Source organism: Desulfovibrio sp. (genome assembly GCF_034006445.1).
GTDB lineage: Bacteria > Desulfobacterota > Desulfovibrionia > Desulfovibrionales > Desulfovibrionaceae > Desulfovibrio.
Map to the genome: position 1 here is coordinate 16067 of NZ_JAVESS010000014.1, position 25329 is coordinate 41395.

The following is a 25329-nucleotide window of genomic DNA, read 5'->3' on the forward strand; positions in this document are numbered from 1 at the left end:
ACTATCCTTTTGCGGCCTGGGTCGCCGATCCGCCAACGCTTGCGTCGTTACTGCCACGCATGCCGATGACCTTGGCGGGCACGCCGCCGACAATGGCGAAGGGAGCCACGTTACGGGTGACCACAGCCCCCGCGCCCACCACCGCGCCGCGCCCAATGCGCACGTCGGGCGTAATGACGCAGTTGGCCCCGATCCACACGTCTTCTTCAATAACAATCACGCCGGGCACATGCCCCTGGTGCATGATGGGCACGTCCTGCCGGGCTATGCAGTGGTTGGCCGCCCGTATGACCGTGCCCGGCCCCACAGCCGTATGGCTGCCTATTTCAATGCGTCCGGCGTCGGCCCCCACATGCACGAAAGGCGAAAGGGCCACGCTGTCATGCAGCACAAGCGTACCGTCCGTGGCGGTGATAAAGCAGCCGCGCCCAAGACGCACATTGTCGCCAAGCGTCATGCCCCTGCACCCCGCAAGGCTCAGCCCTGTGCCGAAGCGCACCGAGCCGCAGCGGGCAAACATCCAGCGCCAGCCAGCCAGACGCAGGGCCAGACCCACGGGGGTGGGGATCCAGCCCAGCAGCGCCACCCACAATTCTTCGAGCGCGGCCCCAAGCCGACGACGCCAGCCCGGCGCGCCATGGGCAGGTGGCGGCGTGCTCCCGCCGGGCCCAGCCTGCGCGGCTGTGCTTGCCGAAGAAACAGGAGCGGAAGAAACAGGAGCGGAAGGCGCAGCCGACCCATTGGCCGACCCCGCCTCCGCACCCTGCCCCATGCCTGATTTTTCAGACACAGCCATTTACTTGCTGTATGCCTTCATAAGATCGTCACCTTCCATCAGGCGCGTCACGCGGGCCAGATCTTCGGGCGTGTCCACGCTCCAGCTGCGGCAGTCGGTGGGAACCATACGCACCTTTTCGCCGTATTCGAGGATGCGCATCATGTCCACGGATTCATAGATTTCCAGGGGGCTTTCTTCCATTTCATTGAAGCGCAGCAAATAGTCGCGGCGGAAGGGAATGATGCAGACCTGCTTGCGCATGGGCACCTTGTCCGAGCCCTTTTTGCGCGAGGGGATGGGTTCGCGCGAGAAGTACAGGGCGTCGTTAAAGCGGTCCACCACCACCTTGACTTCATTGGGATCTTCAAATTCCTCAAGGGTGTCCATATCGGCCATGAGGTTGGTCACGTTGATGCTGGGGTCTGTGAGCATGGGGGCAATGGCGGCGTCGATCATTTCCGGGCGCACCATGGGTTCGTCGCCCTGCACCATCACCACGATGTCGGCCTTTTTGCCCGTGGCGGCCTCAATCTTGAGCAGGGCTTCGGCCGTGCGCGTCGAGCAGCGCACGTGATGGTCGCCGGTCATGACGCAGTCCAGGCCCGCACCCTTGCAGTAATTTTCAATGATATCATCGCAGGTGGCCACATAGGTGGCGGAAAGGGTTTTGCTCATGGCCGTACGAAAGGCCACATGCCCGACCATGGGCACGTTGTGGATGAGGGCCAGGGGCTTGCCGGGATAACGGCTGGACCCCATACGCGCGGGAATGATGGCAATGATGTTCATGCAACGGCTCCTTGTGTCCGTATAAAATTTTCAGATCCAGGCTCTGGTTCCGAAACCCGGCGGGGCGAGCTTGCGCCCCGACAATGGCGGATTTTCGCGAACCTCAATTCTTTGCCAGAAACATTTTTTGCAGCGTCGTCAGCGCAGGCACGGTGCTGACACTACCGCCGCACGCGGGCTGCGATGCCGGGAACGGGCATGTCACAGCAAGCGGCGCTCCAGAACGTTTTATGCTGAAACCGGTCACATCCCCTGCTGCCGCACAAAGGGGCGGCACGCCGCAACGTGGCGTGGATTCAGCCGCAAATCGCATTTCGTCAGAATGACAACGTGAAATGCAGCGCCTTTCAGCGACACTTCGCTCTAGTCGTCGGTTGCCACGAGATAGCCGCCCTCGGCGGACAGTTCGGGATGGATTTCCTTATGTTCTTCTTCCATCACGCGCAGCACGCCCTGGCCCAGATCCACGGTCAGCGGCGGCACAAGCTTGCGCCCCACCTTGGGCATGAAGGCGTAGGGGGTCACCTGGTAGTGGCCGCTGTTGGGGTCGTTCTGGTAATTGATGACCAGTTCCTTGCCCAGCATTTCGCCTATCATCTTGAAGAGGTCGCTGACCCGCATGGGCTGGTTGCCGGAGATGATGATGTTCTGGTTCTCAAACTCCGGGGCGAGCACGGCCAGGGTGGCGGCGCTGGCGTCATCCACATGCACGTATTCACGCAGGGCCGTGGGCGCGCCGTAGTAGGTGATGCCGCCCGTGGTGAGCGCTTCGTAAACAAAGCGATTGATGGCGTTGCGCCTGTCCGACCGGGGGCCGTACAGCGAACCGTAGCGTAAAATGGTGTACGGCAGGTTGTGCATGGCCTGGTAGTTTTCAATATACACTTCGCAGGACTGCTTGCTGCAGCGGTAAAAACCGCCAGACTTGCCGTACACGTAAAGGGAACTGGCGAAGACGTAGCGCTTGACGGCCGCCTTGCGGCAGGCTTCAAGAACCATGACGTTGCCGACCACGTTAATGCGCGCCGTGTCCACCGGGCGGTTATTGGCCTCGCCAATATCCGCGATGCCCGCGTAGTTGAAGACCATGTCAGCGCCGTCCACAGCTTTGTACACGGTCTCCTCTTCAAGGATGTTGCCCGTGAGCATGGTCTGGTCGGGTCGCAACCAGGGCGAGGGATGCAGGTCTACAATGGTGACGTTATGTCCGGCCTCGGAAAGCTTGTCGCAAATATGCGAACCCAGGAATCCGGAACCGCCAAAAACAGTTATTTTCACAATGATTCTCCCTGGAGAATTTTCTTGATCAAACGCGCGTCCGCAGTGCTGCGCGACGCAGGGGGGCAAATCGGCCCTGTGACGGGCCTGCTGCCGCGTTATCCGGCGGCAGACTTATTTAGCATTTTCGCATTGAGAATATTTATTCTCAATGCTTCCAAGACGCTCGCTCCGGCGCGTAACCGCGCAAATAAATTGCGCTTACGCCTCTGCGGCGGGCGTCTGCTCCCGCATCCGCCAGAGCAATTTCAAGCGGCAGCCGTTAGGCGACGAAGAAGCCTTACGGATGGCAACAGCATCGCTAGAGAAATTGCTCTAGGGGCGTTCAGCCGCGCCCCAAAGAAAGACGGAATCAATGCCATAGGCGATAAAACGGCTGCCCGCCGCCACCTGACGCGCCAGTTCCGCCGGGTCGGGCTGCACGATATGCAAGCCCATGCGGGCCTTGTGCCGCGCGCAGGCGTCCACGATGCGCGCCATGGCCGCCTTGAAGTCCGGATGGTCAAACTGCCCCGTAAGGCCCATGGAGCCGGAAAGGTCGTACGGCCCGACCATGATGGCGTCCAGACGCGGGTGCGTCAGTATGGCGTCCAGATTTTCCACAGCGCGGATATGCTCTATCTGCGCCACAAGAAAGAGCTCCGGGGCACGATGGGTGCGGTAGTCGTCAAAGTTTTTGCCAAACACGTTGGCCCGGCAAAAGCCTACGCCCCTGTATTCCTGCGCGGTCTCGCCCTTGGCCCGCCACGTGTCCTGACCGGGATACACGGCCCAGTCAATGGCGCGGTCAAGCTGCTCGCGGCTTTCTATCATGGGAAAGATCAGCCCCTGGGCTCCAGCCTCAAGGGCGGACTTTATCTGGGTTTTGCTGGCTTCGGGCAGGCGGGCGAAGGGGGCTGCGCCGCCGCATTCAATGGCCCGGAAAATGTCCGGCAGGCCGGTGCGCCCAAAGGAGCCATGCTCCATATCCACGGCTACCCAGTCATACCCGGCGCGGGCCATAAGCTCGGCCACGTCCGTGGAGGGCAGTTGCAGCCATGTGCCTACCGTGGCTTTGTCCGCTGCCAGAAGCTTGCGTATGTCATGTACGGTCATATCAAGCGGCATACCGCCGCAGGGTTGAGGTTACATATAAAGGATCACTATACGCCCAGGCGCGACAGCACGCAATACGGCCCAGAGCGGCATGCCCGCAACAGATGTTTGCATGTGTGCCGTGAAGATGTATGTTTGTCGGGTAGATTCTCTCCTTCCGTCCACTCACGTCCCTTGCCCTTCCCAGGAGGATACAATGCCCCTCGACGCAAATATATATACGGAAATTACGTCTCTTGACGATGCCCTTGACAAGCTGTTCAAAGCCCTGGATGCGGCGCGGGAATCCAGCGGGCAGGAGCAACTGCCGCAGGCCATGGCCTGCCCCACAGGTCAGGCCGAAGGCAGCGTGCTGTGCGCGCCAGTGATCGCCGCCCGCCCCTTTCCGCCCTTTGCTCTCGCCGCGGCCAGCGGCTATGCCCTCAAGGCAGCCGACACCTACGCGGCAACCGACGAGGCCCCGGCCACGCTTCAGGAAGGCAAAACCTGCTTTGCCGTAAGCTCCGGCGACGCCCTGCCCCCATCCTGCGACGCCATTGCCCTGTCAGCCCATGCCGCTGTGGACGGCAAGGGCGGGGTCAGCATCACGGCACCCATGCTGCCGTGGCTGCACGTTCGGCGCGTTGGTTCGGACATTGCCGCAGAAGAAGCCCTTTTTTGCCGCAACCATATTCTCCGGCCCAGCGACATCGGCGCGCTTCTGGCGGCGGGTGTGAACGAGGTGCAGGTGTGGGACAGGCTTGAGGTCTTTCTGGCCACCGTGGGCGGCAACTATCGTTCGGCAATCACTGCTGACGGGGCTGCCACGGGGACAGGCACGGGCACAGGCACGGGCACAGGCACGGGCACAGGCACGGGCGCCGCAGATGGAACGCCTGGCGCCGCGCCGGGCACCGCCACGGGTGCCGCGAGTACCCCAACGTCCGGCACAGCCACGGGCGCGACGCCAGATACCCGTCTGCCAGATACCCGCCTGGTGGACGGCATCAGCCCCGCTCTGGCAGCCCGGACACAAGCGCTGGACTGCCGCGCCCACCTTGCCGCGCCCCTTGCCGCTACGGCAGAGGCCCTACGGGATTTTTTTCAAAAATCCCTGGCGGCTGGCGGACATGCACTCTTGCTGTGCGTAGCCGATGAAGCGGCGCTGGCCGTTGTGCGCAGTTTTTTTGAAGCCGAGGGGCAGATTGTGTCGCCCAATGTGGGCCTGCTGCCCGGCGCACCGGCCATGACCGCCGTTTATGAAGGCAGGCCGATATTCTGCCTGCCCCCCAGCCCTGCCGGATCGCTGAGCGCCTTCTCGGCTCTGGTGTCGCCGACCCTTTTGCTGATGTCGCGTCGCCCCATCGGGCAATACGTCAGCGCTCAGTCCGGCGCGCCCACCGAATGCTGCGAACTTACAGCGGAACTGGCCGCCAGCCTGCCCGCCTATCCCGGTCTTGACGTCTTCTCCCCCCTGGCCCTGGCCAGAGTGGGCGAAAAAACCGTGGCCCTGCCCCTGCGCCTTGGCGAAGGGTACAAAACCACAGTCCGTACCCAGGGCTTTGCCCACATTTCCGCCAACGGCAAGGGCGCGCCCCTGGGCAGCAGGATTCGCGCGCAGCCTCTCCGCCCGGTCGAAACGCTGTATTCGACGCTTTTTTGCGCTGGCGGTAGGGACATGGTTCTGGATCTTATGGCGGACGCCCTGCTGCGTGAACCGCATCCCGTACATGCGATTTCCGTGGGAGCCGACGCGGGCGACGCGCTTGAGGCCCTGAAGAACAGTCATTGCCATGCGGCTGTGCTCCATATGGCTGATGACGACAAGGGCGAATTCAATTTTGGCTTTGTGCAGCGCCACTGGCCCCAGGGCAAGGTAATTTTTGTAAACCTGGCAATCCGGCAGGTGGGGCTTGTGGTTCCCGCCGGCAACCCGCGCGGGCTCAAAAGCATTGCCGACATCAGGGACAAAAAGCTGCGCTGCGTCAACCGCCTGGCTGGCTCCAGCACGCGCCTGCAGTTCGACGCGCTTTTACGCCATGCCGGGCTGACTCCCCAGGATGTTTCTGGTTATGAGACCGAGGCGGAAAGCCAGCTTGCCGTCGCCGCCGCCGTTCTCACGGGCAAGGCGGACTGCGGCCCCGGCGTTGCCGCTGCGGCCAGCGCCATGGGCCTGGATTTTGTTCCTCTGGGCGGCGAACGCTGGGATCTTGTGATCCCCGAGGCATTTCTTGATGACCCGCGAGTTATCAGCGTACAATCCCTTTTGCAACAAACCGAATTCAAAAAGCGTATCGACGCCCTGGGCGGCTATGAGACCACTTTGACAGGCCAAAAACTTGAGCTTGGCGTTCGCCTTGGAGCGTGATACTAAAAAAGCCCCACCGTCGGCAAACGGAGGGGCTGGGTATGGAGCGGACTGCGGCAGATCAGTCCGATCCTGGAGGAAGATGGGCAATTTCACGGCATAGGGCGTAACGAGTTTGTGTAGATTCTCGCCAAACGCTGGCGGGAACTCATAACCGGCGCCACCGAGAGCAGAAGACCCAGCGAAGGCGTCTGCTCGATGAAGTTGCAAAAGTCTTCCACATCTGACTCCTGGACTCCCAAGTCCAGGAGTTTTTGTTTTACGCCCAGGCTGAAAAGCCAGTTTTCAACGGCCTTGGCCGCTGCAGTGGCTTCTTCAGGCTCACCTTTCAATCCGGGAGCCAGGGGTTCAAGCACATGGGCCAGCACGTCGGGCTTGGCGGCATAGCATTCACCGATGACGGCGGGCAGCAACATGGCCAGCGCCAGACCGTGCGGAATTTTCTTGAAGCGGCTCAGCGGGTGTTCAAGCGCGTGCGCCATGTGCAAAAGGCTGTTGTCAAAAACCACACCGGCCTGAAGCGCCGCCAGACACAGGCCATAACGGGCCTTGAGATTGTGCGGTTCGGCCAGCACTGTTGGCAGCCACCTGTGCACCAGCCCGACAGTCTCGCGCGCCAGGGTTACGGCCAGCGGACCTGCCACTGTGGTGGTTGCGGCCTCCACTACCCTGCACAGCGCATCTATGGACACATAGCGGCTTTGCTCTGCCGAAAGCCCCGTCATGAGAGCGGGATCGTCAATGGCATAGCGCGGGTAGCTGCAATCATGACCAACAATGGATCTGTGGTTGCGCCCGGCCACGGTAACCACCGCAAATCGGTTTACTTCACTGCCCGTGCCGTGGGTGAGGTTGACGGCAACTAACGGAAGGGCCTTTTGGGGCGTGAAGCGAAAGCAAAAAAGATCTTCGGCGCTTTTACCGGGGTTGGCCAGCAACACAGCCGCCCCCTTGCCACAGTCCAGGGGACTTCCGCCGCCTATGGCAAGCACGGCTCCGGCATTGACAGCCCGGCCAAGGGCGGCGGCGTCATTGATGGTATCCGTGGTCGGGTTGGGCATGACCCTGTTGTACAGAGCCAGTACAATGCCTTGCCGCTGCGCTGCGGCCTCGGCTTTATCCCACGCGCCCGAAGCGCGGTAGGCATGCCCGCCGCAAACGCAGAGCACTGATGTAACGCCCTCGTTTTTCAAATTTCCCAGGATGCCGTCAATCTTGTCTATTGCGCCTACGCCAATATATGCCGTTGTTTTAACACGTATTTCACGAACAGTGTCATAGTCGCAGCAGTTATCCCACACGGTTGCCTCCTGCGATCACGCCGGACGTTTTATTGCGCTGCAGTAACGTAGAATGAATAAAACATTAGGTCAAGAACCTGCGCAATTTTTCACATAAATTTTGCAATAATTTTCTTCTTGATAAAAATGTCGGAGCACAGTAAAAAAAACTTTTTGTGAAATTTTCAACTAACAATTTCCCTTAAAAACCGGCCCCTTCGACAAATACTCTTCATGCTGCTTTTCAAGGCATGGTCTAACGACACGTTTTTAACGCCACAAGGCCCGGATCGCTAACGCGATCCGGGCCTTGGTTTTTGGAGCGTTCATGGCCTGCAAGCAGGCCATGAACGCCAGAATAGCTCATCGTGGAGTTCGCCCGTCAGCATGTGCCAACGACCGTTGGGCGTGATCACATGCCACGCATGCCTGCACACGGCAGTTGAAGCCTCGCCTGCCGCAGGTAAAGCCCGCATCCGTCGCATATGCCCCTTACCCCTTGAGAACCTGCATTCTCGCGGAGCATGCCCTCTTGAAAGGCCCTGCGCGCAAGGCGCGCTGCCCCAAGGTTATTTCGGCACCGCCAGAATAACCTGTGAAGCCTTTACGATGGCCGTGATTTTTTTGCCGGGAGCCAGGCCAAGGTTGGCGAGGCTGCCCATGGTGACGATGGACGCAATGGATTTGCCGCTGGGCAGATCAATCAGCACTTCGGCATTGACCGCGCCGGGCGTCACCTTGCTCACCGTTCCCGCAAACTGGTTGCGGGTGGACAAAAGGTAATTTTCGGCATCGTTCATGAGCAGCACAAAGCTGGCCTTGATCAGGGCGATGGCTTCCACGCCGGGCTTGAGACCCAGCTTTTTGGTGCTGACCTGGGTAATGGAAGCAACAATGCTCAATCCACCCTCAACGGACAATTCCACTTCATCATTGACGGCTCCGGAATGTACAGCCGCGACCTTACCCTTGAAAACATTTCTTGCGCTGGTTTGCATATAAATATCCTTATGCCGGGTATCCCCCGGCTGGTAAACGCGAAAACTTTTTTTTCGCATACAACAAGTCTACAACAAGACAATACACCGTGCCACCCATGCACGCTGTATGCATAAAAGAGCAACAACATCTGAAATAACAGAAAGTTACTCATACACGCACAAGAAAGGCAAGCATGCCTGCACATTTTCCAATAACAAAGGGGCCGGTATTCAAGACCGGCCCCTTTGTCAGAAAGCGCTTTTAACACCGCTCTGGAGCAGACAATTTTGGGAATCTCGCACTGCCTTGGAGCAGATTACCTTTGAGAATGTACATTCTCAAAGTTTAAGATACGCTCGCTTCGGTGCTTAACCGTGCAGATAAACTGCGCTTACACCTCTGCGGCGGGCGGATGCACTGATTAAAGAGCTTCCTGGAAACGCGTAGTTCTTTCGTTTGGCAAGGCGCGAACTTTTTTTGAAGCAGGAGTGGACTCTTCCGTCCTCGACTGTTTCAAAAAAAGTGAAGCAACGCCGCCAAACGGAATAAATCAGCGTTTCCCTAGATATCTTCCGTCACCCAGTCCACAACCTCTGCCATACGCTTGAGGGTATAGCGGTTCTGCGGGCTTCTGTAGGCAAGATCGTCCAGGTTGCCGTCAAGGCGGTAGATGCGCCAATCCCCTTCAGGAAGGGAACCGCGGGCCACGGCGTAATCCACGGCCGCGCGGGCGGCTCCGGGCGAGCAGAACAGCTCGAATTCACTGACGCCGGGGTCAAGCACCACTTCGGAGCCGCTGGCAATGTCCACAATATAGTTGCCGGGGGCGACAACATAGACAAAGGGGCAAGGCTCAGCAGGCGGCAGGGGCTCGTTTTCGGCCACAGTCGCGGGCTTTTTGCAGGCCAGGAGGGGCAGAGCCAGTAACGCTACCAGCAAAAGACGTACGTACATTGTCTTCCTCAATATGTGGGTTCCTGGAACCCGGCAGAGCCTGTTCGGCCCGTTGTCTGAGCGGTTCTGTTCCCGTTTTCGGCAATTCCGGCAATCAGCGCCGGGATGCCGCCATGGCCTGAAGCCTGCGAATGCGTTCTTCCAGCGGCGGATGCGTGCTGAAGAGATTGGCCATGCTGCTGTGGGCAAACATGGGCGACACTATGAACATCTGCTCTGTACTGGGATTGCCCTCGCGCATGGGTATGCGCCCGCTGGCCGCGCCGAGTTTGGCCAGAGCGCCAGCCAGCGCCAGGGGCTGACCGCAAAGTTCTGCCCCCGTGTCGTCAGCCAGGTATTCCCGCGAGCGCGAAATGGCCATCTGCACAAGACCGGCCGCCATAGGGGCCAGCAAAGCCATGGCCAGCGCCGCGATGGGATTGACCCCGCCGCCCTCGCCGTCACGGTTGCCGCCGCCGAATATGGCCGTGAACTGAAAAATGTTGGCCATGGTCACAATGGCAGAGGCCATGACCCCGGCGATGGTCTGAATGAGAATGTCGCGGTTGACGATGTGCCCCATCTCATGGGCCACCACGCCGCGCAGCTCTTCTGGCGACAGAAGGCGCAAAATGCCTTCGGTCACGGCCACCACCGCGTGTTCGGGATCGCGCCCGGTGGCAAAGGCATTGGGGGCCTCTTCGGGCACGACACAGACGCGGGGCTTGGGCACATTGGCGTTGTGAGCAAGTTCTTCAACAATTTTATGTAAATACGGAGCTTCTTCCGGGGCAAGCTCACGCGCACGGTACATGGAAAGCACAATTTTGTCCGAGTACCAGTAGCTGCCCACGTTCATGAGCAGGGCCATGCCAAAGGCTATGACAATGCCCGTGCGCCCGCCAAGCAGGCCGCCAAGCACTATGATAATGCCCGAAAGCAAACCCAGAAGAAGAACTGTCTTGATCTGGCTGGTCATGCGTACTCCTCTATATGCGAATATTGCGCGTCGTTAAAACCTCGCAAGATGATATAAGCATTGGCCTGCGGCTGGCAAGAAGGCTTTTCCCTGTGTGCGTCAGCCGCTTTTCCCGCATCCAGCCCGCACGGCAAGCCCGCTCGCACCATTGCAAGGGGGCTGTCGCTGCAAGCGCTCCACTACGCGGCGGGGCGCTGGCGTGCCTGCCACCACAGCTGAAAGACCAGCAGGGTCCACAAGGGTTTGCGCAAATCGGCCCTGCCGGAGATGTGCTCGTCCATAAGGGCGCGCACGGTGGCAGGGTTAAAGATGCCCTGGGCCTTGAGGCTGTCCGGGCTGAGCAGGTCTTCCATGAGGGGGCGCATGCGCCCGCGCAGCCACTCCGCCACGGGGATCTGAAATCCCCTCTTGTTGCGGTGCAGGATTTCCTTGGGCAACAGCCCCGCAAAGGCCCGTTTGAGCAACCATTTGCGCTTGAATCCGTGCAGTTTGCGATCCACGGGCAGGCGCGCGGCGAATTCGGCCACGTCCTTGTCCAGAAAAGGCGCGCGCACTTCAAGGCTGTGCAGCATGGAGCAGCGATCCACCTTGACCAGGATGTCGTCCAGCATGAACTGATGCGCGTAGACATAGAACGCGCGCGCCAGAGGCGTGGCCGCATTGTAGGGCTGCCAGTGTTCAAACTGCTCGCGTGTGGGCGCAAAAAGGCGCTCCGGCGAAAGAAAGCCCGGCGCTTGCGCCTTGAAGGCTCCGGTCAGAATTTCGGCCTGCATATCGGGAGTAAAGGCGGTGAGCATGGTCTGCACCCGCTGCCAGGCCGGAGCCTGGGCCGCCCGCAAAAACGTGGCCACAGCCAGGCGCGGATTGATATACCCGGCGGATGAAGGCAGGCGACGGGCAAGGGGTTCAACCATCTTGTGACGCACCAGGGCGGGCAGGGCATTGTACCATTCCGCCACCTTGAAGCCTATGTAGTGCTCGTACCCGGCCCACAGTTCGTCCGCGCCGTCGCCGCCAAGAGCCACGGTGACCTTTTCCCGCGTGACGCCAGAAAGCAGCCAGGTGGGAGCCACCGAGGCGTCGGCCATGGGCACGTCCATCCTGCTGACGATGCCGGGCAGATTGTCGGCGCACTCTTCGGCGGAAAGCACACGCTCATGGTGGTCGGTGCCAAAGGCCTCGGCCACTATGCGGGCATAGCGCGACTCGTCATAGCTGGCTTCCGTGAAGCCGATGGAAAACGTCTTTATGGGCGTGGGGGACTGCTGCGCCATAAGCCCGGCCACAATGGACGAGTCAATGCCGCCCGAAAGAAACACGCCCAGCGGCACGTCGCTGACCATGCGCCGACGCACGGCGCGCGCCATCAGAAACCGCAACTCTTCGCCAAGCTGATCCGGGTTGCGCCTGTCGCTCTCGTCGGGCATGGGCATGTCCCAGTAGCGGCCCGTACGCACGACGCCGCCCTCAACCATCAGCCAGTGCGCGGGGGGCAGGCTTTCCACCTCGCCATAGACGGTCTGCGGCGTGGGCACATACTCATAGGCCAGGTAACGCATGACAGCTTCGGGCTGCATGGTCAGGCTCAGGCCGGGAATTTTTTCCAGCGCCGTCAGTTCGGAGACAAAATGCAGTCTGCCCTGCTGCACGGTGTAGAAAAAGGGTTTTTTGCCAAAAGGGTCACGCGCGCAGAAAAGGCGCTGCTCGTGGGCATCCCACAGGGCAAAGGCGAACATGCCGTTAAAGCGGGACAAGCAGTCCACGCCCCACTGGCGGTAGCCTTCCAGTATGACCTCGGTGTCGGAGCTGGTGCAAAAACGCGCGCCGTTGGCGGCAAGTTCCTGCTTGAGTTCCACGAAATTATAGATCTCGCCGTTGAATACGATCGTATAACGCCCGTCAACGCTGTGCATGGGCTGACCGCCCGTGCCAAGGTCAATGATGGAAAGACGCCGGTGCCCCAGGCAGACCGGGCCGTTCAGCCACTGCCCTTCGCCGTCCGGCCCCCGGTGGGCGATGTAATCGGTCATGGCCTTGACCCAGTACTGGGCCTGGGGATCAAGAGGCGAAGCGTCCAGTTGGCAAATACCGGCTATTCCACACATGTTTCTTTCCAGCACCTGTAATTATTGATGAAAATTCGCGCCAAACGGTCATTATTGGCTTCAGGATCAAACATTCTGGCCGCCAGCAGCCTGCCGTTGCGGGCAAGGCCAGCCGCCAGGGCCGCATCTTTGGCCAGCGTTTCCACAGCGTCAGCCAGGGCCACGGCATCGTGTTGGGGCACAGCCAGCCCTGTCTTGCCGTGCCGGACCACCTCGGGCAGCGCGTTGACCGTGGTGCTGACCACGGGCAGGCCATAGGCCAGAGCCTCGATAACGGTGTTGGGGATGCCGTCGCGTCGGCCAGAAGCGTGCACCGCGCAGGGCGCCACAAAAATATCATGATCGTTGAGCAGACGGGGCAGTTCGTTGTGCGAAATGAGGCCGGGCATGCTCACGCGGGCTTCGAGGTTCAGTTCCTTGCGCAGGCGCGTCAATTCGGCCTGCATGTTGCCAAGGCCCATTACCGTGCCGCCGCCGCCCGCCAGCGTCAGGGTGAAGTCCAGCCCCCTGTTTTGCAGCAAGCCGCACGCCCGGAGCAGCACGTCAAAGCCTTTGGTGACGTCAAACCTGCCCAGAGCCAGCAGACGCACGGGCCGCGCCATGGGAACAGGCGATGGCGAGGCAGGAACCGCCTCAAACTGCGGGAGGGAATGGGCAATATCGCTGAAATCGCAGCAGGCCAAAGAAGCCTGGGCCAAAGAAGCTTGGGCCGGAGAAGCCTGGGCCGCCAAAGATGCCCCCTGCTCTGCCAGCCTTACCTGTTCAAGCGGTTCTGCCGGATCGGCCTGGGCCTGTCCAGCCTGATCGCCCTGCCCCGCCGGTTCTGCCACGGAAACATCTTCCAGAGGCGGCAGGGTCAGGCCATTGTACACAAGTTCCACCTTGCCCTTGGCCTGGCCCTTGTCAAAATTTTCAATACGCGCCTTGTCTGCACCGTTGTTGGCGCGCACCAGAAAGGCCGCATCAAGCTTTGCGCCAAGGTCCGGGTCCGCTGGCTCAAGATTGTCGCCCCGCGCGCAGGTGGCAAACGGCAGCCCGGCAATACTGCCCGCAACCCAGGCGGCGGTGGCCGTGCCGCGCGGCCAGGGCGCGTAGATCATGTCAATGCCCGCTTCTTTGAAGCGCCGGGCCAGATACACCCCCGCGCAAAAAGCCCAGAGGTTCTCGCCCATGGTTTCAATGCAGCGCCAGCGACGAAACATGGTACGCCTGAAAAGACGGCCCATACGCAGAGGATGGGCGCACACCTGGCGCATCACTTCAGCCAGGATGGCAAAGAGAGCCTTTGTGCCCAGGGTGTGGGTCTGCCGCGCGGCCATCTGCATTTCTGTGGAACAATGCCGCAGATTGGCTCCGTACAAACTATAGACAGAAACGGGAAGGCGTTTTCTGAGTCCCTGTACTTCACGGAAAATAAAGGGTTGCGTGAACAAGGGGTACCACAGGAGCACACAGGCCATATGGGGCAGGCCGGGCTCAAATGGCTTCTGGATGACCGGCTCACTTGTCTTGTATTCTGTCATTGCTTACTCCTGAGCGTCTGCGAAGGGGCAAACCCACAGGTTATGTCTTGATATTCCACGTATTGACGGGCCGGAGTGCAAAAAATGCCAACTATGGCGCTTCCTGGGGCGGGTATGCCCAATCGTTGCATCCCGTACCGCTGCCGCGCAGCAGTTCCGTACTGTCGGGAGCCTGAGGCCCCAGCGCTTCGCGCAACTGGGCCATGGTCAGGCAGCGCACCTCCCAGCGGGATGTGAGCCAGTCCGTCCAGGCCAGTATCTTGTTCATGAGCCTGTCCACAGAGGCTGCGTCAGGCAGATGGGGCGCGCCGCCCGGCATCATTTCCGACGAATGCCAGGTAAGCGACAATACCTGCCCGCCTCTGGCGGCAAAAAGCCTGGTAACTGCCTGCATGGCCCACAGGGGATGATACACGGGCAGCAGACTCAGCGCACCCCAGTTTTTGAATCCCGGGCGCAAGCCGGGAGCCGCCCGGCGCACCAGGCCGGGCAAAGGACGCACAAGGGGCGTGACACTGAGCGGAACCTCAAAAATACGCTCTTTTCCCACAGACACCCAGTAGGGATTGCAGGGAGCGTCAAAATGATCCGGCCCGGCCAGGGGCGTAGCCCCGCAGTGCAGGGGACGCACCGAGGCGTCCACCTTTATTCCGGCCTGGGCCAGCAAGGGCCAGAGATTTTTGTGCAGATCCCAGCGGCCCATGCGAAACGACGTCAGTGGCGCGGACTGAAACTCCCTGCCCACAGCCATAAGACTCTCAAGCTTGGCGGCCATGAGCGACGTGGGCACGTCGGCGGCAGGCACGCTTGGAGCGTTGTCGGCCAGCGCGGCATCGGCCACGGGGCCTTCGATGGTCAGAGGGGGGGTATTCCAGTGATGCAGGTGCGCGCCTATTTCCGCCCCATACCTGTCGCGCATGTGCGCCAGCGCAGAACGGGAAGCAGTATCGGCCAGAACGGAATGCGCGCAGAACAATGTGGGCCGTATCCCCCGCTCGCACAGGGGGGCAAGCCGCGCCAGGCTGGCCGTATTGGCCGTCGAGAAGCCCCGGCGCGCGTACCGGCCGCCAAAAAGCCCCTCTTCCTCCACGTCCAGACTGACGGCAAGATAGAGCACAGGGCGGCTCATAGTTCCTCTTTTTCCACGTGCGCGCTGGCCGGGCCGTAAATTTTTTGTTGTTGGCCCCCGACAGCCTCGGCGGCCCCGGCACCATCAGTTGAGCCGGCAGCCCTGGCGTACTGCTCCACATACAGGTCGTAGACCGCCGTGATATTGCGCGTGGGGTCAAAAAGCTTTTCAACGTGGGCCCGGCCTGCCTCGGCCATGGCCAGGGCAGCGTCCCTGTCGGCCACCATGCGGCGCACCGCGTTGGCCAGGGCGCGTGGATCGCGTTGCGGAACCAGCAGGCCGGTTTCGCCGTCCATGACCACCTCGGCTATGCCGCAAACATCGGTGGAAATAACAGGCATACGGTGCGAGAGCGCTTCCATTATGACGTTGGGGATACCGTCGCGATCGCCGTTGGCATGCACTACGCTGGGCATGATGAGCATATCGTGGTCCAGCATAAAACAGCAGATTTTATCATGAGGGATAAAGCCTGGCATGTCCACATCCTGGGTAAGCCCCAGATTATCGCGCAGCTTGACGAGCTTGCGATGCCAATTGCCGTCGCCCACCAAGGTCAGGGTCACGGGCACATTTTCGCGCCGCAGACGGGCCATTGCCGTGAGCAGATCAGGAAAGCCCTTGGTGCGGGCAAAACGGCCCACGGCCAGAAGGCGATAGGGAGGCTGCATGGGCATGGCGCACTGGCCGCGCGGACGGAAGGTAAGGCTATTGTAGATGGCGTGCACCTTGTCAGCGGCATCGGGGGGACAAAAGCCGCGCAGCCACTGCACATTGGTGCGATTGTTGGTGCGGATGAACAGCGCGTCGCGCGATTTTTCCCTGAGCAGGCCGTCTTCGGGATAGATGTCTCCGGCGCGGCCGGTAAAGGCAAAAGGAATGCCCGTCACCCGCGAGGCCACCCAGGCGGCTGTGGCCGGGCCATTTGCCCAGCCCGCGTGGATAAGCTGCACGCCATCCTCGCGGCATTTTTCGGCCAGAAGAAAACCCGCCAGAAAACACCAGAGATTTTCGCCCAGCGCTTCAAGGTTGCGCATACGGCGAAAAAATCCTTCACGCATGAGCTTCCACGTGGCGCCGGGCCGCTGCCGCAGGGCGCGCCCAAAAGCGGCCAGTATCCGGCCTGCGGCCCTGATGCCCATACGGCCGACCGGGCCGTCATAGGCGCGCATTTCCTCACTGCAGCCCTTGAGATTCTCGCCATACATGCTGTAGGCGAATACGGGCATTCCCCGTTTTCTCAGCTGCACGACCTCACGAAAAATAAATGTCTCTGAAGACAGGGGAAACCAGAGAAGCACATAGGCAACAACAGGCGGCACGGTCTGCCGGCCGCTTGTTGCGCCCGCTTCTGTGGCAGCGCCGCTGGTTAAAGGCATATCGATCTCCGCTATAAACGAGAGCCGGGCCTGATGGCCCGGCCCGGAGTGCTTTTTTTATTCGCCCAGGGTTTCTTCGGCGTGTTCACTTTTGTATTTTTCTACAATGGCCTGCGCCTTGGGAATTTCTTCCTTCACCGCGTCCAGGGCCTGACGGATATGGTCTTCGGTGTGGGCGGCGGAAAGGAAGAAGCGCAGCCTGTCGGTGCCTTCTTTGACCGCCGGAAAGGTGATGGGCATAACATAGATGCCGCGCTTGAAAAGCGCATTGGACAAAAAGCCCGCGACCATAGGATCGCCCACCATGACAGGCACGATGGCATAGCCCTGGGCCGAGCCCGTATCCAGACCGATGCTGGCGGCATATTCCACAAAGAACTGCGAAATTCTTTGCAGTTTGTGCACCCGCTCCGGTTCACGCAGCATGATGTCCAGTGCCTTGTGGCAGGCCACGGCGATAACGGGCGGCATGCCGACGCTGAACACAAAGCCCGGCGAGCCGTACTTCAAAAATTCCACCAGTTCGTGCTTGCCGGCGATAAAGCCGCCGCAGCCGCACATGGATTTGGAGAGCGTGCTCATCCACATGTCCACTTCAGTGGCGTCAATGCCAAAATATTCGTGCGCGCCGCGCCCGGTCTTGCCGAGCACGCCCAGAGAGTGGGCCTCATCCACCAGCAGCATGCAGTCATACTGCTTTTTCAGCTGGATGATGCGGGGCAGGTCGGGAATATTGCCGTCCATGCTGAACAGGCCCTCGGTGACGATGATGGCCCGCTTGTGCTCGGCGCGCTTGGCCTTGAGCATTTCTTCAAGGGCGTCGCAATCATTGTGATTGTAGGAGTAGCGCGCGGCGTGCGAAAGGCGTGCGCCCTGCACCAGGGAGTTGTGGGCCAGGCCGTCATGAAAGATGGCGTCGCGGTGACCGAGCAGAAAGCCGAGGGTAGACACGTTGGTGGCATGGCCGCTCACGTAGACAATGCAGTCTTCCACACCGTACAGGTCTGCAAAGGCGCGCTCAAGCTCGCGGTGGGGCGGGCGCTCGCCGCCCACAAGGCGGCTGGCTCCGGCCGACGTGCCATAAACGGTGGCAGCGCGGGTAACGGCCTCGGTAATTTCCGGATGGGCGTTAATGTCCAGATAGTCGTAGGTGGAAAAGTTCAGGTATTCCTTGCCGCCTATGAGCGTGGTGGCCTTGGCCGCCCGCTCGTGGCAGAGGAAAAGAGGATTTTCCATCCCCATCTTGGCTCCCATCTCCACAAGCCGGTCAAAGGCGAGCTTGGAACGCATGCGGCTGAATCCGCCTGCGGAGCTTTCTGCGGCGGCAGCAGGTGACGCCGCCTCTTGGCCAGCCTGACAGGAATGGTCGTTCTTCATGCCGTATCCTCTTAAAATTTGTCCAAAAAAATGCACCGCCCGCAGCCGACAGCAAGCGGCAGGGCAAAAGGCGCAACTTTGTAAGGATTCAGTATAGCTAAACCGTCAACCTATGGCAAGTGCGGAATGTCTATTGTCAGCAAGCCAGGCCTCGTAACGCCGCTGGGGCAGTTTTCGTCATTATGCCGCCCTGTTGGATGCCACTGTCGCGGTTCGCCGCACCGCCGCCAGGGCTTATTTTCTGCCCGGCTTCTGGACAAGAGGTCCAATATACTCTAACATACAACCCTTAATCAAACCCCATTATGGCTTGGCCCATTTGACCAGCCCCGCGCCATAGGCCCCAAATATATGCAGCAAGACTCTGCTCCAGCTCCCGGCACTCCGCCAGACAAGGCCCATGCGCCAGACAGCGCCGTTCTTGAGGACGGACTGCTTGTGGCGTCGCCTCCAGGCATCACGCTTTCCTGTTCCAACTCAGAAAATCCGGCAGAGTCCGGCACGTCTTCCGAACAGGTGTGCGCCAAGACGCTGATGCGGCATTGCCTTGACTGGCTCAAGCTTGTGGAAAACCCCGGGCCTGTCATGCTCTGCCTGCACTGGAACGAATCCGCCGTCTCTTCGGCTCTGGCCCAGTCTTTGAGCCTTGCCCTGGAAGGGCTGCAAAATTTGTGGCGGCTCGGGCCTGTACGCCTGCAATTTGAATCTTTTCAGCCCGCGCACCTCAGGGAATGCGAAAGACTGCTGCGCGCGGCGCTCGGCACGGACACTGCAACACAAAACGCCTACCCGTGCATGATCGGCAGCGCCCCGCAGACAGACACCATGGGCGTGAGCATGCCGCAATGCCCTGACTACTTCGCTTCCGACGCGGATTGCGCCCTGGGTGATGAACAGTCCATGCGCCCGCAGTCAGGGCGGGTGCCCACCATCCTTTTGCTGGACTTTCAGGCAGATGAGCCTCTCACGGTACAGTGCCAGCCGCTTCTCCTGAGCCTGCCTGCGCCCACGCCTCCGTGCTGCGACACGCTCAGATGCCGCAAAAACCCCCAGCAACAAAAGTTTGAGCCGCACCATTCCGGCACAACGCCTGCGCTCTGGCAGCCCGGCGGTCTCACCTCCGGCGCTGGCCTGAGTTCTGTTGCCAGCCCCGCCGGAACCTCGGAAAACGATGGACTGCCGGAAGAGCTTATTCTGGACGGCGTGCGCTACGCGAACCTGCCCCAGGACGGCCTGATGTGGCGCATGGGGGGCACCAATCCGCTTTGGCGGCAAGAACTGCTGGCCCTGCCGCACAATCCCGACGCCGCCGACCTGGCCCGCCTCGAAGGACGCGGCGTCTGGCTTTCGCCGCAAGTCGAGGCCCCGCCCCTTGCCGTCATGTGCTGCGGTCTTGGTTCCGTATGGCCCGGCATGGGCCGCGAACTGTACGACAATTTTCCTGTGGCGCGCGCCGCCATGGACCGCATCGCTGCTGTGGCCGACTGGGATGTGCTCGGCCTTATGGATGAAAAGGATATTGAAAAAGTCAGCCTCACGCGCTGGCAGTCTCCCTACCTCTTCATGCTCGAGTTTGCGCAGTGGAGCGTCCTTTCCTCCCTCGGCCTGCGGCCCACGCTGTTCTGCGGGCACAGCCTGGGCGAGTTGATCGCCCTGTGCCTCAGCGGCTTCTACGACCCGGAAGTGGCCTGGTACATAATCGACACCCGCGCCGTGCATATGGCCGATCTGGAGTCCGCCGCCACGCGCGAGACCGGCATGATGGCCGTTCACGCCAGCGCCGGGATCATTGACGAAACACGCGCCACATGGCCTGCTCTCTATGTTTCCAACTACAACAGCCCCCAGCAGTTCATCCTGAGCGGGCCGCGCGAAGTGCTGGTGGAAGCCCGCAAAAGCCTGCGCAAGCGGCGCATACCGGCCATCATGCTCAACGTGAGCCTGGCCTTCCACCACCCAAGCATGCGCATGCTGCGCGACCTTGCGCTGCGCCGCCTCAATGCGCTTGAAATGCACGCGCCGCTCCACCCCACCATGAGCTGCATCACCACGAATTTTTACCCTCACGACCAGCCGTCCATCTGCCGTCATATCGCGGATCTGGATGAAAATTCCGTTCGCTGGACCGAATGCGTACGCGCGGCATGGCGCAGGGACGGCATACGCCACTTTCTGGAACTGGGCCCGCAGGACACCCTTTGCGGTCTGGCCAAGGACAACGAACCTCAGGCTTTCTGCCTGTCCGCCGGACGCAAGGGCAAGGAAGTGGAAGGCATGCGCCAGACGTGCGCGCGCCTGTACGCGCTCGGACATTTGAGCAAAAAAGCCATCAACACCCGCATGGCCGACATACGCCAGGGCAAGGACGCCGTCGTGGCCGCGCATATGCCGTTGCCCTACTGCGGCCTTGTTCCCGTGGATTCGCCGGACTGCGGCCCCGACTGCGGCTCAGGCAGCGGCCCAGGCTGCCCCACGGCAGCGCCGGAAGCTGCGGCGACACCTGCGGCGACACCTGCACCGGTGACGGCATCGGTGACGGCACCGGCGACTGCCCCGATGAATGCGCCGATGAATACGGCAGCTCCCGCCACGGCCCCCACGCCTGAAGGCGCGCCCGCAGCCCCCCTTTCCGCCGACTCCGCCCACGCCACCGACTCCGTATCGTCAGCAGCGGCCCTGCGCGTGGTGCTGGACGTGCTGGCCCGCGCCAGCGGCCGTCCGGTGGAAGACATGCGGCCCGATCTGGACCTGCGTTACGACCTGGCCCTGCGTTCCAGCCGTTTTCCGCTCATCATTCAGGAAGTGGAAAAGGCCCTGGATATCACCGTCAATTTTGAAGACCTGTTGCAAGTGTCCACAGTGGGCGATCTTGCACGTATTCTTGGTGCGTCCGGTCTTGGTGCAGTGAAGAACTCCGATACGTCCGAGGCTGTCCGTAAGGCCGGGGTTCGTCAGAAGGCGCTTGTGCGGGCCTGCGCCCCGCTGTGCCGCTTCACCCCGCTGCAACGGATTACGCAGGCTGAAAGCGGAGAAAAAGCCCAAAATTCCAGCCAGGTTCCCAAGGCACTGCCGCTGGATCCCTGCGGCCAGGGCCTGCCCATCCGCCGGGGGGACATTCTGGCCCTGCTGTTTTTCGAGCCAGCCCTGCTGCCCTCTCTCATGAACGGTCTCGCGCCTCTGGGCTGTGTGCTGGCCGTGCCGCGCGGACAGGTTGCGGCATGCGCGCCTCTGACCAAGGCTGGCGCGCGCATTGTGCCGCTCAACCTTGACGCGCGCGTTCCACGGGATGCCTCCGATGCCCAGACCATGGCGGAGGAAGTTGCCACCGCCCTGACAAGTCTGGTAAAAAACGAAGGCAGGGTAGACGGGCTGATCTTTGCGCCTGGTGGCCATTACGACAGTGAAGAACACGATGCCGCCCCGCTCCTTTCACCCGCTTCTTTCGCCGCCGTCGGCATGCCCAAGCTGCTGGCTGCGGCCATGCGGGTAACCCAGATACACGGCCTGCGTTACGCATGCCTGTGCAGTCTGCTGCAACCCACGCAGGAAAACCTGTACTGCGACAGCCCGCTGGAAAAACGCTTTGATGAACTCGGGCAAGAAACCGGCGTGGGCACCCGGTCCATACGCCTGCTGGAAAAGAGCCTGCGCGCCGGACTCAATGACTGGGGCGACATGATGGCCCGCGAACTTCTGCGGGGCACCTCACGCCACGTGTTATGGGTGCGGCCCACAACACTGCCCGGTTTTTCCGCATCCGGCGCGGGCCTCCGATCTACTTCCGCCGCTGCCCACGGGCATGCGGGCAGGAACGAAGGCCTGCCGCAGGGGCTTGTTATTCAGGAAAGGCCGCGCCTGTATCCCCTGGTTTTCCCCGATCCACAGCCGCCCTACCGGGCCACATCCACTCTTTTTCAGGGCTGCTGCCACTATTCGCGCTTTGCCGACACGGATCTCGCCCTGCACGGCGGCCAGCCCGACAACGTCATGGGCGACACGCCCTGGTTGCCGACGAGCCGTGCTCTGGCGGCCCTGCTGGAAGCATCCAGCCAGTGGCTGCCCTGGCTGACGGTCACCGGCTTTTTGGACCTGCGCTTTTATGATCCCCCTTTGCTGCCGCCGGGCATTACCCGTGAATGCCGGGCCACTGTGGAGGCGGAACCCTGGCTCATGCAGGACGGCGTCATGGCGCGCATGTGCCGGAATACTCTGGACGTAAGGGAGCTCACGCCCAACGGCAGGCACCTTGAGCGCTACACGCCGGTGGCTACGGGCATGACCCTGCTGGCCGCCGCCAACGGGCAGGTGCCGCCCATGTGGGCGCATGGTGAAGACGCACCCGCGGGCTCAATACAACACACAGTAAATACTGATGTTTTTTACAACGCCATGGGGTTTGGACACCCCTGGCGCATGTTGCGCGACTTTACCGTTCTGCCCAACCACAAGTACGCAGCGAGGTTGGAGCATTGTCATACAGCCATTGCCCCCGATGGCAATAAAGGCTATACTGACATCCTCAATGTGGTGGAAGGAATGGTGCAGTCCGCCTGGTTGGCCATTGCCCGGGGTACCGGCAAAGCCGACATGGACGCAGGGGCGGTTGCCGACGCCATGGGGCGCTGGCGCTTGCATGCGGCGGGATTCATCCGCTTTGTCAGCGAAAGGGGCAAGGGACCATGGTACATAATGCTGCGCCGTTCCTGGTCAGACCCCGCCCTGTTGCGTTTTGACGGTCAGGCCGCCGACGAAAAGGGCCGCATCTTTCTCACTATCCACCATCTTGAATTTAACCGGCGGGACACCGGGGCCGCCGCGCTTTAGCGCGTCTCCGCCACAGCAATAGCGAATATACCAACGCGCCGAGCGCGAGACTGCAAAGGGTGCCTGATGCCGCATATTATACGTACTCTCTCAGCGCGTGCATATCTGCCGCTGCTGCTCGTCATGACCTTGTTTTTTTCCGCGTGCGCCTCCAACAAGGCCGGGCTCAAGTCCCCGGAACTGCCCGCCAAGCACTGGCTGGAAGAAGCGCCCGGCGTGCCTGTGGAAAACAAGGCAAAACTTGAGGCCGCAGTGCCCAATCTTTACGATCCCAGCAAGGTTTTCACCTTTGAAGACTGTGTCTTCCTGACCATCCAGCAGTCGCCACTGCTGGTCAACAGCGCTGTGAACCTGGAAATCAAGCGGGTGGCCCTTACCGACGCCGTGTGGAAGTATCTGCCAGAACCCCGCATGACCATGCAGGTCAGCAACAACCTCACCCGCAACAACCTGGACAACAAGGAGACCCCCGGAGACTACGGGCGCACGAAGCTTTCCGTGGGTTTCTATGCGGCGTTCCCCAATCCTGTGGCCACCTATTTTGAACATCAGGTGCAGAAGGCCATGGTCAACCTGGCCATTTCCACGCACCGCAAGGCCGTGGGCGAAGCCATCTACAAGATTGCCCAGGCCTACCTGCAACTGCAGGCGCAGAAAAAAATCGTAAAGGTGCAGAAAGACCTGCTGCCCATCGGCAAGGAACTGATCGCCTACTGGCAGCAGGTGGAAGCCGTGGACGGCCGTCAGGGCGTTTCCCTCAATCTGGCCATGCAGCACCAGCGCGAGCTGGAGCTGATGGTGGAACAGACCAAGATGAAGGAAACCATGCAGCTTACCCAGCTGAAAATTCTCGCGGGCGTGGAGCCACAGCAAAGGCTGGACGTGGACACCGCCAACGCGGACGACATCCTCAAGGGCTTCAACGGGCGCGGCCTCAAGTGGGACGACCGCTGGAACACCACCGAAGACGATCTGCTGCTGCGCGGCCAGATCAAACTGGGTGATTACAATATCATGGTCGCCTGGGCCCAGTATATTCCCAGCATGAGCATCAGCGTCAACAGCTACCCGCCTCCAGGACAGTACCAGCCCCCCAGCGGCAGTGAGGACACCTTTCTGCATCTGAACTTCGACTTCCCCCTGCTGGACTGGGGCCGCCGCTACCGTGGCGTGCAGACCGCCCGCATGGTGAAGGCCCAGTCCTTCCACGAAATGGCCCGCAAGCGCACGGACTATTCCAACAAATGGCTGCAGTCCGAACAGAACGTTGCCCTGGCCGAAACCGAGCTCAAACTCGCGCGCACCCGCTTTGACACGGCGACCATGCAATACAAGGAAGCCCACATTTCCTTCAACGAAGGCATTGCTGATCTTCCCGCCGTGGCCGACAGGCAGGAAGCCATGGTGCAGGCCCAGATCGCCTTTATCCGGGCAGAACTTGCCTGTGAACTGGCCCAGCTTGAATGGATGTACCTCGCCACCTCGCTTCAGGAACGTTTCCTCGGCCTGCCCGCCAAGGAGGTGCTGTAATGGCGCGTTTTTCCCGCACCAGCCCCGCAGGGGCAGCCCGTTCACCCCGCACGAGCGTGCTGGGCCTCCCACTGGCCCTCGCACTGTCCCTCGCGCCCCTTATGCTCTTCCTGACTCTCGCTGCGTCGGCCTTTGCAGCGGACGCCCCGAGAGCAGAAGCCCCGAAATCCGGCGGGACCATTCTTACAGGCAAGGTGATGACCACGGTCATCCGCGCCATTCCCATGCCGTTTAACTCTGTGGTGGATACCGTGCTGGTCAAGCCCGGCGATGCCGTTGAAGAAGGCGCGCCCCTCATGCGCTACCATCTGCATGAAGATGCGGAACGCGCCGTGCAGCGCGAAGTCATGCAAGGCGCCAGCACAGAGGGCCTCAAAAGCCAGGTGCTGGATCTTGAGCGCCGACTGGCGGAAACCATTGCCCAGCGCAACAAGGCGCGCCAGCTTGCGGCCTCGGGCCTTGGCTCGCGGCAGGCGTCGGGCCGTCTTGAAGAGGACGTGGCCTCCCTGCAAAAGCGCATCGAACTCACCCGCATCACCATTAACAAGGCCGAGAACAGCTTTGCTGTACGCCTCAAGGAATTGAGCAGCTACTACGGACAGGAAATCAAGGAAGGGGAAATTCTGCCCGATACCCTGACCCTGACCTCGCCCCTCAAGGGCTATGTATTGTCCCTGGACGCCACGCTCAACTCCGGCACCCTGCTTTCCGCCGGCAGCGCTCCCATCAAGGTGGGGCAGCTTAATCCCGTGCTTATCCAGGTGCCGGTGTATGAAGCCGAGGTCAGCGGCATTTCCGAAGGCGACAAAGTTGCCGTGGAAATTCCCTCTCTCGGCAACAAGGCATTTACGGGCAAGGTAACCGAAATATCTTGGGTTTCCAGTGACATGAACGTTGCCAATCCCTCGTATTACACTGTGGAAATCACCGTGCCCAACCCGGATTTGGAGCTCAAGCCCGGCTTCAAGGCTGTTGTGCGTTTCGGGGGCAGCAGGTAAAGCC

Annotated in this window: 17 protein-coding genes; 4 read left to right on the plus strand and 13 right to left on the minus strand. The window is 60.9% G+C overall.

Annotated elements, in window-relative coordinates:
- Nucleotide 1: 1 nt before the first annotated feature.
- The 4 genes from RBR41_RS10880 to RBR41_RS10895 all read right to left on the minus strand — a co-directional run bounded on the left by RBR41_RS10880 (nucleotide 2) and on the right by RBR41_RS10895 (nucleotide 3940).
- Complete coding sequence (locus RBR41_RS10880; protein ID WP_320352613.1) at nucleotides 2–796, minus strand: acyltransferase; 795 nt, start codon at nucleotides 794–796, stop codon at nucleotides 2–4.
- The gene (locus RBR41_RS10885; RefSeq protein WP_320352615.1) at nucleotides 797–1567 is read right to left on the minus strand and encodes a 3-deoxy-manno-octulosonate cytidylyltransferase; all 771 of its coding nucleotides are present in this window, start codon (nucleotides 1565–1567) and stop codon (nucleotides 797–799) included. It abuts the gene before it with no gap.
- Nucleotides 1568–1930: 363 nt separating this feature from the next.
- On the minus strand, nucleotides 1931–2845 hold the full coding sequence (locus RBR41_RS10890; protein ID WP_320352616.1) for an NAD(P)-dependent oxidoreductase: 915 nt from the start codon (nucleotides 2843–2845) through the stop codon (nucleotides 1931–1933).
- Nucleotides 2846–3160: 315 nt separating this feature from the next.
- Nucleotides 3161–3940, minus strand: a complete 780-nt coding sequence (locus RBR41_RS10895; RefSeq protein ID WP_320352617.1) for an HpcH/HpaI aldolase family protein — start codon at nucleotides 3938–3940, stop codon at nucleotides 3161–3163.
- Nucleotides 3941–4136: 196 nt separating this feature from the next.
- On the opposite strand from RBR41_RS10895, the gene RBR41_RS10900 reads away from it, so the two are divergent.
- On the plus strand, nucleotides 4137–6287 hold the full coding sequence (locus RBR41_RS10900) for a substrate-binding domain-containing protein (protein WP_320352619.1): 2151 nt from the start codon (nucleotides 4137–4139) through the stop codon (nucleotides 6285–6287).
- A 92-nt stretch (nucleotides 6288–6379) separates the two neighbouring features.
- Here RBR41_RS10900 and RBR41_RS10905 read toward each other — a convergent pair whose 3' ends face one another.
- The 9 genes from RBR41_RS10905 to RBR41_RS10945 all read right to left on the minus strand — a co-directional run bounded on the left by RBR41_RS10905 (nucleotide 6380) and on the right by RBR41_RS10945 (nucleotide 17973).
- The gene (locus tag RBR41_RS10905; protein WP_320352620.1) at nucleotides 6380–7588 is read right to left on the minus strand and encodes an iron-containing alcohol dehydrogenase; all 1209 of its coding nucleotides are present in this window, start codon (nucleotides 7586–7588) and stop codon (nucleotides 6380–6382) included.
- Nucleotides 7589–8136: 548 nt separating this feature from the next.
- Nucleotides 8137–8565: a TOBE domain-containing protein gene (locus RBR41_RS10910; protein ID WP_320352621.1), complete on the minus strand. Its 429-nt coding sequence runs from the start codon at nucleotides 8563–8565 to the stop codon at nucleotides 8137–8139.
- A 544-nt stretch (nucleotides 8566–9109) separates the two neighbouring features.
- Nucleotides 9110–9502 (minus strand): DVU_2496 family lipoprotein, encoded by a 393-nt coding sequence (locus RBR41_RS10915; RefSeq protein WP_320352622.1) that lies wholly within the window; start codon nucleotides 9500–9502, stop codon nucleotides 9110–9112.
- 94 nt (nucleotides 9503–9596) lie between these two features.
- The gene (locus RBR41_RS10920) at nucleotides 9597–10460 is read right to left on the minus strand and encodes a M48 family metalloprotease (RefSeq protein ID WP_320352623.1); all 864 of its coding nucleotides are present in this window, start codon (nucleotides 10458–10460) and stop codon (nucleotides 9597–9599) included.
- Between the two features lie 179 nt (nucleotides 10461–10639).
- The gene (gene asnB / locus RBR41_RS10925; protein ID WP_320352624.1) at nucleotides 10640–12565 is read right to left on the minus strand and encodes an asparagine synthase (glutamine-hydrolyzing); all 1926 of its coding nucleotides are present in this window, start codon (nucleotides 12563–12565) and stop codon (nucleotides 10640–10642) included.
- The gene (locus RBR41_RS10930; protein WP_320352625.1) at nucleotides 12553–14088 is read right to left on the minus strand and encodes a glycosyltransferase family 4 protein; all 1536 of its coding nucleotides are present in this window, start codon (nucleotides 14086–14088) and stop codon (nucleotides 12553–12555) included. The genes asnB and RBR41_RS10930 overlap by 13 nt, the downstream gene beginning before the upstream one ends.
- A gap of 91 nt (nucleotides 14089–14179) precedes the next feature.
- Complete coding sequence (locus tag RBR41_RS10935; protein ID WP_320352626.1) at nucleotides 14180–15217, minus strand: glycosyl transferase family 1; 1038 nt, start codon at nucleotides 15215–15217, stop codon at nucleotides 14180–14182.
- The gene (locus RBR41_RS10940; RefSeq protein WP_320352627.1) at nucleotides 15214–16596 is read right to left on the minus strand and encodes a glycosyltransferase; all 1383 of its coding nucleotides are present in this window, start codon (nucleotides 16594–16596) and stop codon (nucleotides 15214–15216) included. The genes RBR41_RS10935 and RBR41_RS10940 overlap by 4 nt, the downstream gene beginning before the upstream one ends.
- Before the next feature lie 57 nt (nucleotides 16597–16653).
- Nucleotides 16654–17973 (minus strand): aminotransferase class I/II-fold pyridoxal phosphate-dependent enzyme, encoded by a 1320-nt coding sequence (locus RBR41_RS10945; RefSeq protein ID WP_320352628.1) that lies wholly within the window; start codon nucleotides 17971–17973, stop codon nucleotides 16654–16656.
- Nucleotides 17974–18324: 351 nt separating this feature from the next.
- On the opposite strand from RBR41_RS10945, the gene RBR41_RS10950 reads away from it, so the two are divergent.
- The 3 genes from RBR41_RS10950 (at nucleotide 18325) to RBR41_RS10960 (ending at nucleotide 25325) form a co-directional block, all read left to right on the plus strand.
- Nucleotides 18325–22797, plus strand: coding sequence for an acyltransferase domain-containing protein (locus tag RBR41_RS10950; protein ID WP_320352629.1), 4473 nt, complete (start codon nucleotides 18325–18327; stop codon nucleotides 22795–22797).
- Between the two features lie 66 nt (nucleotides 22798–22863).
- Nucleotides 22864–24327, plus strand: coding sequence for a TolC family protein (locus RBR41_RS10955; protein WP_320352631.1), 1464 nt, complete (start codon nucleotides 22864–22866; stop codon nucleotides 24325–24327).
- The gene (locus RBR41_RS10960) at nucleotides 24327–25325 is read left to right on the plus strand and encodes an efflux RND transporter periplasmic adaptor subunit (protein WP_320352632.1); all 999 of its coding nucleotides are present in this window, start codon (nucleotides 24327–24329) and stop codon (nucleotides 25323–25325) included. The genes RBR41_RS10955 and RBR41_RS10960 overlap by 1 nt, the downstream gene beginning before the upstream one ends.
- The last annotated feature ends 4 nt before the right edge of the window (nucleotides 25326–25329 follow it).